This window comes from Vibrio sp. Of7-15 (genome assembly GCF_022347565.1).
GTDB lineage: Bacteria > Pseudomonadota > Gammaproteobacteria > Enterobacterales > Vibrionaceae > NORP241.
Genome location: NZ_JAKRGH010000001.1, coordinates 475,073 through 486,244, shown reverse-complemented (window position 1 = coordinate 486,244; position 11,172 = coordinate 475,073). Strand labels below are relative to the sequence as shown.

General features: G+C 42.9%; 10 protein-coding genes. 6 read left to right on the top strand and 4 right to left on the bottom strand.

Annotated features, from left to right (window positions below):
- Positions 1-251: 251 nt before the first annotated feature.
- From MHO82_RS02020 to MHO82_RS01995, 6 genes are all read left to right on the top strand, one after another.
- Positions 252-971, top strand: a complete 720-nt coding sequence (locus tag MHO82_RS02020) for an ABC transporter ATP-binding protein (protein ID WP_239182172.1) — start codon at positions 252-254, stop codon at positions 969-971.
- 1 nt (position 972) lies between these two features.
- Positions 973-2,190: an FtsX-like permease family protein gene (locus MHO82_RS02015; protein ID WP_239182171.1), complete on the top strand. Its 1,218-nt coding sequence runs from the start codon at positions 973-975 to the stop codon at positions 2,188-2,190.
- Between the two features lie 16 nt (positions 2,191-2,206).
- Positions 2,207-2,938 (top strand): outer membrane lipoprotein-sorting protein, encoded by a 732-nt coding sequence (locus MHO82_RS02010; protein WP_239182170.1) that lies wholly within the window; start codon positions 2,207-2,209, stop codon positions 2,936-2,938.
- Between the two features lie 626 nt (positions 2,939-3,564).
- Complete coding sequence (locus MHO82_RS02005; RefSeq protein WP_239182169.1) at positions 3,565-4,761, top strand: thiolase family protein; 1,197 nt, start codon at positions 3,565-3,567, stop codon at positions 4,759-4,761.
- A 34-nt stretch (positions 4,762-4,795) separates the two neighbouring features.
- Complete coding sequence (locus MHO82_RS02000) at positions 4,796-5,650, top strand: 3-hydroxyacyl-CoA dehydrogenase family protein (RefSeq protein WP_239182168.1); 855 nt, start codon at positions 4,796-4,798, stop codon at positions 5,648-5,650.
- 11 nt (positions 5,651-5,661) lie between these two features.
- Complete coding sequence (locus MHO82_RS01995) at positions 5,662-6,744, top strand: HAD-IIIC family phosphatase (protein ID WP_239182167.1); 1,083 nt, start codon at positions 5,662-5,664, stop codon at positions 6,742-6,744.
- A gap of 124 nt (positions 6,745-6,868) precedes the next feature.
- Here the strand turns inward: MHO82_RS01995 and MHO82_RS01990 are convergent, their stop codons facing one another.
- From MHO82_RS01990 to MHO82_RS01975, 4 genes are all read right to left on the bottom strand, one after another.
- Entirely contained in the window at positions 6,869-8,047 is a 1,179-nt protein-coding gene (locus tag MHO82_RS01990; protein WP_239182166.1) for a hypothetical protein, read from the bottom strand.
- A gap of 248 nt (positions 8,048-8,295) precedes the next feature.
- Positions 8,296-9,081, bottom strand: coding sequence for a 4'-phosphopantetheinyl transferase superfamily protein (locus MHO82_RS01985; RefSeq protein ID WP_239182165.1), 786 nt, complete (start codon positions 9,079-9,081; stop codon positions 8,296-8,298).
- Between the two features lie 479 nt (positions 9,082-9,560).
- A complete protein-coding gene (locus MHO82_RS01980; RefSeq protein ID WP_239182164.1) occupies positions 9,561-10,244 on the bottom strand; it encodes a 4'-phosphopantetheinyl transferase superfamily protein in 684 nt (227 codons plus the stop codon).
- A gap of 10 nt (positions 10,245-10,254) precedes the next feature.
- The gene (locus MHO82_RS01975) at positions 10,255-11,043 is read right to left on the bottom strand and encodes a hypothetical protein (RefSeq protein ID WP_239182163.1); all 789 of its coding nucleotides are present in this window, start codon (positions 11,041-11,043) and stop codon (positions 10,255-10,257) included.
- Positions 11,044-11,172: the final 129 nt, after the last annotated feature.

The window sequence follows — 11,172 nt, the reverse complement described above, 5'->3', positions numbered from 1 at the left end:
ATTTAGCCCAAACTCTTCATATTTAAATCTAGAGCATTAAATCTCATTTGTTGGATTTAATAATAAGCGTAAATAACGCTATATAAATGAGGAGTTCTTTAATCTTAAGTGAGAGCTGAGCTCACAACTTCCATTACAGCAAAGCGGCACTCTGTCGGAGATTCCTACCGCTTGTCATATTACTCAGCACTCGACAGCTAACACATTTAACCTGCGCTTATTGAATTTGAAAGCGCACAGCGGAGTCAACAATGATTAGATTTGAGAACATCTACAAGTCATACAAATTGGGAGAAACCGAAACCGTTGCATTACATGGTGCTAGTGCATCAATCTCAAAAGGTGAAACAGTTGCCTTGGTCGGCCCATCCGGAAGTGGGAAAAGTACCCTTCTCAATATCTGTGGCCTTTTAGATAACAACTACCAAGGGGTGCTAGAAATAGATGGCGAAAAAGTCTCTCGAGACGAGCACACCATTACAACGCTTAGGCGAGAGAAACTCGGGTTCATTTTCCAACACTATAATCTCATCCCAGTAATGACTGCATTGGAAAACGTCGAATATCCGCTGATGCTTAGCCCCCTTTCAAAAGCGGAGCGCAAAAACCGGGCTCTCTCTGTGTTGGAATCGGTTGGTTTAAAAGAACAAGCAAACAAACGCCCCGACCAACTGTCCGGCGGTCAGCAACAAAGGGTTGCAATTGCACGGGCACTGGTGAAAAACCCATTGTTGGTCATCGCCGATGAGCCCACAGCCAATCTAGATACCGAGACAGCATCACTTGTCATCGATTTAATGAAGAACCTTGGTCGTCAAAGTAACACCACGTTCTTGGTTGCGACGCACGATGAACGTATGACTTCACGCTGTGACCGTGTTATACGCCTCCAAGATGGTCTTATTAACCAAGACCTGGTACAAGCATGCAGCAACAAAGTTACCCACGAAACCATTGCCGAAGGAGTTTGAAATGCGTTGGATTAAGTTTGCTTGGCTAAACATACTGCGTAACCGCAGGCGCTCATTGCTAACAATTATGATTTCGGCAGTCGCCACAACGGCCTTACTATCTACTGCAGGTTTTGGGCTTTATACCTACCAGTCATTGGAAGAAATGTCTGCTCGCGAGGTAGGTAACATTACGCTGTCCACGCCAGGCTATTTCGAAGCCGAAGAAGATTACCCTCTTGAACTTGGTATGACGGATCACGAGAGCATCCAAAAGCAGTACCTTAAAGATGATGACATCCGGGCTGTACTCCCTAAAGTCGACTTTAATGGTTTGATTTCAAATGGTGATAAGTCCAGCATTTTTATCGGTACCGGCGTTGACGTAAAAGAGTTTTTGATAAAAGGCCCTATTCTCGAAATCGTAGAAGGCCAAACCTTATCAGGAAAACCAGACCCAAGTGAAGACCCAGAAATAATGCTTGCTGAAGGGCTTGCTAGAAATATGAAAGTTGGCCTTGGTGATATCGTGACACTTCTGTCTACTACAGTAGATGGCGTGTTAAACGCAATGGATTTTGAAGTGAAAGGGATCTTTAGGACTGGGGTACCAGAAATGGACAAGCGTCTTCTCTACACCACCATCGACGCTTCTCAGTCTCTTTTAGACAGTGACAAAGTCAGCTCAGTGTCCATTTTTCTCTATGACCACGATTTAACACTTGGCAAATGGAAAAAAGTTCAATCGGAGCAGACCGAATTGGAAGTTAACCCTTGGTGGGAGCGCGCGTTTTACTACGAAAAAGTAAAGAATCTGTATGACAACATTTTCGGCATGCTTGGCAGCGTCATTGCTATCATGGTTTTCTTGGCCATCTCTAACACCATGGCTATCACCGTTGTAGAGCGTACCCGCGAAATTGGCACGCTGGCTGCTATGGGTTCGTATCGCAAAGAGATTGTTAGAAACTTCACTTATGAAGGCATGCTAATGGGTCTTTTAGGTAGCTTGATTGGTGTTGTTCTTACCCTAGGCATCTGCATCTTTACTATAGTGGTTGAAATAAATATGCCACCACCACCAGGTAGCACTATGGAATACCCTGTATTTGTAAACTTTTCTCCAGAACTCGCAACAGCGACAGTATTTGCACTCACATTCATCTGCACAGCAGCAGCATGGATCATCGCTAGAAAAGGCGCGAAGAAACCAATTGTAGAGGCTCTTTCCCATGTCTAAATTAAGAAATGTAATTTTGTTCGCCATCATACCTTGTTTCGCCATTGCCAGTACATTTGCCAACGCGAAAACGGCACAAGAACATCTTCAGCAAGCAGATAACTATCGCTACAAGACAGGTTCAAATAAGTCTGTCACTTTGGTCAAACAACTGGAAGGCGAGGAGCTTAAAAAGAGTAGTTTATACAATGTGTACTCCAAGACGGGCGTAGGTTCACTGGTTGTCTTCCAGTCAACGGCAGAAAAAGGCCAAAAGATGCTTATGCAAGAAGACAAATACTGGATGTTCATGCCTAGAAGCAAGCGTCCGATTCGAATCACGCCAATGCAAAAACTGTTAGGTGAAGCATCAGTTGGGGACATTTCCTCACTGAGCTGGGCGGAGAGCTATGACGTCACTTGGATAAACGACAACCCAGCAGAAAACACTGATGAAACCGTCCAGCTTGAGTTAACTGCAAAAGTATCGGGATTGAGCTATCACAAAATCGCATTGGAGCTAGACAAAACCGACAGTTTCCCTGTAAAAGCTGACCTTTTTCTTAAGTCTGGTAAGCTAACCAAAACGGCTTTCTTTACTAAAGGGCAAATTAATGGTGAAGTAGCCGTGACCGAAATGAAACTGCATGATGGCATTCAAGCAAAACAACAGACCATCATTGAGTATCAGAGCATCAAGGAACTGGATATACCTAATAAGCTATTCAATCCGTCTTATCTGGTAAGAAACAATCTAAACGACTACTAAGCATGTAAGAACACCAAGAACATAGAAGTTATCGCTCGCGAAATGCTGTTTCAGTCAACCTGCCCGAAGAGGAAGATGATGAGAATAACACAGCAAATCAACCCAGAGTGATAACGCCTATGGCGAGCGTCTGCTCGCACACGTCAGAGTAATAACCCTGACCCTTTTGGGGGTGCAACCACACCCCCAATTTTTTCGCCTCTATCCCGTAACAACACCATCTATTAATCACGCATTCGCGGCACAACCCTCCCCCCCTTACTCACAATGTGGCTCGATATATATTTTCTCAACCCAAACAACCTGAAGATACAGGATTCAGGTTATTTGGGGTATAAACCGTTAGCTATTTTACAGGATCTTCCCTGACCAGCAGATCGAGAACACCTGTACTAACTCAATTCCTCAACCGAATATCGCTTTTCCTTTCTTCCTGTCGTAGAAAATAACGAGTTATCGCGCCCACAATTATCCTTCTTCCTCATGAAATATATTGTTTACATCAAATGAGCAGCGGCAAAAACATAAAGGATGATATTTACCTTTGGTGCCGACGTTATTACCAAGTTATTTATAAAGATTGATATTGAGGCACTCTAAACGTGACTCATTCAAGGAGCGAATAAATGAACAGGGTTGTTATTACATCATGCGTTAGGACACCGATTGGATTATTCGGAAAATCCCTTAAAACCGTATCGGCCATTGACCTTGGAGCGGCAGTAATAGAAGAAAGCCTAAAGCGCTCAAACTTGAGCGGAAAAGAAGTCAGTGAGGTGCTTTTTGGCTGCGCTATCCAGTCTGGCCTGGGGCAGAATGTTGCAAGACAGTGCGCAATCAAAGCTGGGTTACCCGAGTACGTACCCGCTACGACGGTCAATCAAGTATGTGGCTCAGGTTTGCGCTCAGTATCCCTTGCTTATCAATTAATTAAATCTGGTGATTCAGATATTATTTTGGCGGGCGGCACTGAAAATATGAGTCAAGCACCTTTAACCCTTAAAAACACCCGCTTCTCTGGACAGCAAAATAATATCGAAACCATCGATGAAATACAGTCCGCGCTTTCTGATGGACTGCAAGGTTTTAAAATGGGCATGACAGCTGAAAACTTGGCAGACAAATTTAAAATAAGTAGAGAAAAGCAAGACCAATTGGCCTTCCTTTCTCATATCAAAGCTAAACGCGCGCAAGACGAAGGCCTATTAAGCGCTGAAATTTGCCCAATCCTAATCAACAAAGAAAGCAATACGTATCTCAGTAACGATGAAACCATCGTAAGAAATGTTACGCCTGAGCATTTTTCCGGGTTAACACCTCTATTTAAAGATGGGGGCAGTGTCACAGCTGGAAACTCTTCTGGCATTAATGATGGCGCCGCTGCCGTGGTACTCATGAGCGAACAAAAAGCTCTTGAGCTTGGCGTGCCAATTATGGCAGAGATTAAAGGTATTGGTCAGGCAGGTGTTGACCCTTCCATCATGGGGTTTAGCCCAGTAATGGCAATCAAAGAAGCGGTCAATAAAACCAACATTCATCTTGATCAAATTGACCTGTTCGAAATTAACGAGTCTTTTGCTGCACAAATGATAGCAGTTGCCCAAGGGCTACGAGAAGAGGGAGTTGGCGAAGTTCCTTTCGAAAAGCTCAACGTAAACGGCGGTTCCATCGCACTAGGGAGCCCTGTTGGGTCTTCTGGTTGCCGAATACTGGTTACGCTCCTTCACGAAATGAAACGAAGCAAAAAAAGAACTGGCCTAGCTGCCATCTGTGCAGGAGGCGGTATCGGCACTGCCATCATTACGCAAAATTATGCCGCTTAACGACAAACAGATTCGAGTTTAAGGAAGATAAAGAATGGATACTAAAATGAATATCGCAATTATTGGTGCAGGTGTTATGGGGGCGGATATCGCCATTACCTTTGCTCTATATGGGCACCAAGTAATTTTACACGACATCAATGAAAGCGCACTTGACGCTGCTAAAGGAGCGCTGCGAGGCAAATTGCGGATGTACAAAATGATGGAGCCATCTCTTAAGGATTTATCAGCTAGTGACATCTCTACCAATATTCGCTACACAAGTACATTGTCTAATGTAAAAGCAGCGGATTGGGTAATTGAAAATGTGCCAGAAGTGCTATCCATAAAGACTGAAGTTTATCAGTCTCTCGCTGAAATTTGTCATCCTGAAACAATGTATGCGGTGAATACCAGTTGTATATCAATTACAAAAATTGCGTCGCTAATGCCAGATCCTACCCGTGTAATTGGCATGCACTTTATGAACCCTGTTCCTGTTAAAAAGGGGGTTGAAGTCATTCGTGGTCACCTCACTTCAGAAGAGACCGTTGTAAAGTCAAAGGCACTTTTAAAGGCTGTGAAGAAAAATGCCATTGTTGTTCAAGATCTTCCAGGGTTTGTCGCCAACAGACTATCCCATTTATTTATGAATGAAGCCGCCTTTCTTGTTCAAGACAAGGTTGCTAACCCCGCAGAAATCGACGCAATTTTCAAGCAAGGTTATGGGCACAAAATGGGGCCACTCGAAACAGCAGACTTGATTGGGCTCGATACGGTTGTTCAGTCTCTGAAGGTGCTTTACGACAGCTATCAGGACCCCAAATTCCGTTGTTGCCCTTTACTGCAACGTATGGTGGATGCCGGAGAGACCGGGCGTAAAAGTGGTAAAGGATTCTATCAGTATTAAGGACAAAGATTATGTTAAACAACACTGCAAATTTAGAAATTAAAGTACCAATGGTGTCATTGTCGAACAAAGCAATAAAATGTATTGTCTGGGATCTCGATAATACTTTATGGGAAGGCATCCTATCAGAAGGTGACAATGTGACGCTTAAGCCCGGAATTGTATCTCTGATTGAATGGCTTGACCGCAGAGGAGTGATCAACTCTATCGCGAGCAAAAACTGCCATGAAGATGCAATGGCAAAGCTCAAGAGCTTTGGTATTGATCACCTTTTCCTGTATCCACAAATCAATTGGAATGCGAAATCCGAATCGGTAAAAAACATCCAACAAAGCCTTAACATTGGCATTGATACGTTTCTTTTTGTCGATGACCAGGTCTTTGAGAGAGAAGAGGTAGCGGCTGTACATCCACTTGTTACCACCCTCGACGCGCTTGATTATCAACGCATCGAATCACTACCACGTATCATCAACTTTAAGGTTTCAGATGATGCCGCTATGCGTAGGGTCCGCTACCAAGAAGACATGATGCGGCAAGAGAGCGAGTCGAAGTATTCAGGGACTCCAGAGCATTTTCTTTCAACCTTAAACATGCAATTTAAAATCACAGCAGCTTGTAAAGAAGACTTACTAAGGGCTGAAGAATTAACACTTCGTACTAACCAGCTAAACTCAACCGGGGTTACCTACAATGCCCAAGAACTTGAAAAGCTAATGAACGATGAAAATCATGACTTACTGGTTTGTGAACTCACTGACAAATTCGGCAGCTACGGCAAAATCGGATTGGTACTGATTGAAAAAGGCGTCGCTGTCGACAAAATTAAATTGTTGCTTATGTCTTGTCGTGTAGCGTCCAGAGGCGTTGGGAGTGTCCTCCTAACACACTTAAATAATTATGCTCGTCAACGAGGCATTGAGCGACTGCAGGCGGATTTCAGACGAACAACCCGTAACCGCCAGATGCTGATGACATACCAATTCTCCGGTTTTAGCGAAATCAGAAAAAATGCCGAAGATATTATTGTGTTTGAAAAGCCTATTTCGAGCCATCAGCCCTACCCCGAATATATTAATGTTCTAACAGCGTGATCTTCTCTCCCCTCTTTAGGCTCGCTTCCAGCCTAAAGAGGGGGATTTCAAATGCGTAGGTGCTTCCCCCAATAGAAGCAACGTAAGTAGGGATAAATACCTACTACAGACCGTCACACAAATGTTAGAACGGGTAACTAATCAAGCTAAAGAGGACTTGCTCATCAGGTAATTGAGAAAAAACGGAATCATTGCTCCCCCCAAACCACCTGCCTCCTGCCTCTATCCACAGTCCCCCTGCCCATGTATGCCGAATCCTGCCTGTAGTAATAATACCTCCATCTTCAGGAGACAGCACAACATCCATAACAGGATCCCAGCGCTCCCATTCATAGCGTGTATGGAGAAGTAAATTGTGTCTGACGAGATTTTGTGAGGTGAAAAAATTTTGGCTCGCCGTTAAATTTCCATACAAATCCTGCCCCGAATGCAATGCGTTACCTGTCGCGATTAACGTTTCCCATTGCGAGTTTGTAGGACTTCGCTCATCAAACCAATACTCCACAAGCAAGCTAACATTATTGCTAAAGTTATAGGTTAAGCCAGACAAAAACTGTGCGGCATTTTTGCCAACCTGATGATAGACCGGGTTGCCTGGAAAAGGCTGGTGTTCTTTCGAAAAGTGATGTTGCAGTTCATTGTATTTTCGCTGGAGTGTCGCCGATGTATGGAATGATAGCGCATCACCTATCACCGTCACCATGCTTCCGCCAATTAACCCTTCGCGAACGTCATCATAGTAGGCTAAGGCTTGTACATCCCAATCCCCTACTAATGCATAATACCTAACACCCGCACCTTTTCGTGTAGGTGCATTACTTTCCTGTTGAGTTTTACTATTCGCCGCTAAAAACGAAAGTACACCTGTATCCGTAAAGTATTCAGCTGATGCAATCCATGCACCTTCTTCTACGGTAATGCCAGTTGGCTGAGAAATATAAGACTGAATAATATCTAAAGGCCTATAGCTGTACCCAACCCCCCAATCGAGCCTTTTCTTCCCAATGGTAAAATCCCATGCCCACACGCTTTTATCTATATAGAGCTCATTGAGGATCAGATCATCCTCCTGTTTTGTAGCAAGCCACTGCTTCCGCGCGGTTGCGACACCACTGAGACCAGCATAGCTCAAGCCCAACTCGGCGCTCACTTGCTTTAAGTCGTTATTGGTTTCTGGGAAGAAGTAACCTTGTTGAGGTGACATATTCTCAAGAGAAGCATGAAGAGAAGCACTCCAATCTAATGCAGTGGCGGAAGCACTCACTAGAGCAGAAATTGAAAAGGCTAAAAAAGTTCGGGGCATCTTAGAACATCAACAGAGACTTTATTTTCACCAATAGAATCACCGTTTGACCAAGCAAAGCAACCGCCATTTGTGAAAAGTCGACGCAATTCATAATTTAGTATTGAATTCGTGAGTCAATGAAGAAATAGGAGGGTCTGTTTGTTAGCTTTCTATGGAGAAGGCTGTTCTAGCCTACCAACAACGACGTTGCTGGAGAGAAACTACAGCCTTTTTATTCTCAACTTTGCTAATACGCAGTATGTAAATCAACGGTACGAGCTCTGTGCGTACATTGATGTGGCCAAATATTTAATTACGTCATTTCCTTTTACTATTTCAACGTTTTTCACTTCTCCAACCTGACTAAAAGACAGGTGATATTTCTTTTCAACATTGTGCCAGTGTCTCGTATATAACCTGACACGCCTACTGTTAATGTATGTATTGATATAGTCTGAACTATCTAGTTCCGTTGTATCTACAGCACTCAGCGGTGCTGTCAGCCCCACACCAAGCGCTTTTAAAACGGCTTCTTTACACGTCCACATCTTGGTGAATTGAAAGCTCCGCTCGTCCTGACTAGACTCTAACACGTAACTTATTTCATTTACGTTGAAGTGGCTATTCGTAATATCGCCAATTTCACCCTCTTCTATCTTGGTGTTGACCTCAATATCAACACCAACGTGGTCGTCCTTACTTACAGCTAGGGAAATGAAATTTCCACTATGCGACAAGTTGAAATATACTTCCTCTTCCATGCCTTCTACAACTAATTTTCCCAATTTCGTTTTTGTAAGACTAATGTTGTGTGGTTTTACGTTGAGGTGCTTAGACAAAATGCTCTTAGCAAGGAGCCTGCCGTAGATAAATTCTTTTCTTCGAGCGTTTGACTTTATCACTCCCAAACGATTTCTCTCTTCAGAATCTAACCAGGTTACCGCTCTATACTCCGGACAATAGGTACTAAGCCTATTTATTTCAGCGATATATAACAAAGATGTTCCATATTCAATCTGACGCTCTTCACTACCGTATGACAACGCTAACACGCTGTCTATCCTATTACCTTGTGGCTCGCAGGCCATCCTTATCGCTCGTCTCATCTCTGTTATTCCGACATTATATCAATGGTAATAATATAAGCCGTACTAGGTTCACCTTTTATAGATTGTGACCAAGAGGAAATATCAGCGACGAATTGCAATTGATAAATCAAACATAATAAAAAGGAATATGATATTAATGTAATGAAAATAAACCAAAAGAATAGTGACACTTAAAATACACCATAATAAGCACACCAGTAGATATTGATTGGGATAAAGAGGGCATAAAAGATCAAAGGAAAACCCAACAACCAGCATATGCATCACGACGCAATTAAAATACAAAACAGATAGATGTTAAATATAAAGATAGTTTCAATGAAAGGTCATTTGCTTTTAGCACGAACAGAGAGGGAATATTTATAAAGCCTCAGAACTAAAAAACCAACGCTTTAGGCATTGGCTTTTTATCTCGCAGGTTATCACTGAAAAATACTCGTTAACACTTGCTTTGTTTGATGTACACGAATGGTGCCTGGGTGACCCAACGCGGACAAAGCAAAGAAACAGCCAGCCCTGCGGTTATGCCAGTATCTAGTGAAAACTTTCCACCTTTTATTCTCAACAAAGCTTGTTATATAGTCTGACTCATCCAATTGAGTGGTATCTATCTTTTTCAAAGAAGAACTAAACGCATTGCCCAACACACTGACAACCGCTTCTTTGCACGCCAAAATCCTATAAAAATTCCGAAAGTTAACTTGGTCATTTAAGGTATTGACTCTAGATAACTCCAAGCGACTAAAGCATCTATTTGAAATACCTACTAACGCTTTCTTAGGTAACTCTTCAGACGACTCTATATCAATTCCTACCGGCGTATTTACACTGGTAGCCACTGCAATGTATTTTTTGCTCATCGATATATTGAAGTAGACAGAAAATTGATCACCTTTCGCTAGCGAAAATACATGTTGATTTTGTATAAGTGTAAAATCAGCGGCTGTTTCCCCGTACAGATTTCTAATCAACCTCTCGACAATTAATCTTCCGTAAACCATATCGGTTGTTGTCTTTTTGTCACCAAGACCGCCCCCCACTTCCATTGCTAAACGTTCTTCTATCTTTGCTCTTTCTACAACAAACACATCCGTGTAATCACTCATTCCTTACCCTCTACTCAACACTTTGCGCAGAAGATCTTTCAATCCTTTGCTTCGCAAACTTGTACTCTGGCGTACTGGTAAGCCCTATCGCTTCAATTTCTGTCCAATACTCTAGCGCCCGGCCATTCATTCCACTTTTTTCGCTCCATAGCCCTTTTAAAAGCAATGCTTTTTGGTAGAACTCTTCATTCAATGAATTTCTTTTACCAACAAACCAGCTTAGGTCATCCACCAACGTGGTGTCGTTTGGAAATGAAAAATATGAAACCGCTCGCAGAAGCCTTAATCTCGTATCATGTGGGTTCAAGTCGACTGCTTTCTCCATCACACTCGTCCCTTTAGAAAGAAAGTACGATCGCTGAACCACTGGAGTAAGTAACACGTTCCATGCCCTACGGAGAGGATAAACTCTCGCCATATGGATATACGCAGCGCCTAGTTGCCCCAATGCCATCGCGTCGTTCGGTGTTTTCGCGAGCTTATTGCTCGCGATCTCAAACGTTTTCCTGCAGGCTCTAAATGAGTCAGAGTAGATACAAAGCCCGAGGTAAATTTCACGGCGCTGTTTCTCTGTCACATCCTGCCGCGTATCAAAGCTCGTCAACTCGGTTTGATAATGTTGAGCTAACTGGTCCTTGTACCACTTGGTATTGTACGCTTCTGCTTTAGATATAATTTGCTCTGTCGAACGGGTCTGTTTCTCTCCCCAGTTGTCATAATGTCGCTCAACAAAAAAGAACAACGCCATGCTAACTAGTGCCCATACGACAAGGAGAATTTGCATTGATTTGCGTATCATCGCTGGTCCTCATACTTTGATTTAGTATGAATATACCTACATACAAATATTGCCAATCAATGTTACGAGAAGCTGGTATTTTTCGGGATAAGCGGTTTAAACCGGTGACTAATGGAAAAGCAGTAACCT

What these genes read in the sequence shown, in the direction of transcription:
- MHO82_RS02020 (WP_239182172.1), top strand. Translation starts at nt 252, where the DNA reads ATGATTAGATTTGAGAACATCTACAAGTCATACAAATTGGGAGAAACC.
- MHO82_RS02015 (WP_239182171.1), top strand. Translation starts at nt 973, where the DNA reads ATGCGTTGGATTAAGTTTGCTTGGCTAAACATACTGCGTAACCGCAGG.
- MHO82_RS02005 (WP_239182169.1), top strand. Translation starts at nt 3,565, where the DNA reads ATGAACAGGGTTGTTATTACATCATGCGTTAGGACACCGATTGGATTA.
- MHO82_RS02000 (WP_239182168.1), top strand. Translation starts at nt 4,796, where the DNA reads ATGGATACTAAAATGAATATCGCAATTATTGGTGCAGGTGTTATGGGG.
- MHO82_RS01995 (WP_239182167.1), top strand. Translation starts at nt 5,662, where the DNA reads ATGTTAAACAACACTGCAAATTTAGAAATTAAAGTACCAATGGTGTCA.
- MHO82_RS01990 (WP_239182166.1), bottom strand. Translation starts at nt 8,047, where the DNA reads ATGCCCCGAACTTTTTTAGCCTTTTCAATTTCTGCTCTAGTGAGTGCT.
- MHO82_RS01980 (WP_239182164.1), bottom strand. Translation starts at nt 10,244, where the DNA reads ATGAGTGATTACACGGATGTGTTTGTTGTAGAAAGAGCAAAGATAGAA.
- MHO82_RS01975 (WP_239182163.1), bottom strand. Translation starts at nt 11,043, where the DNA reads ATGATACGCAAATCAATGCAAATTCTCCTTGTCGTATGGGCACTAGTT.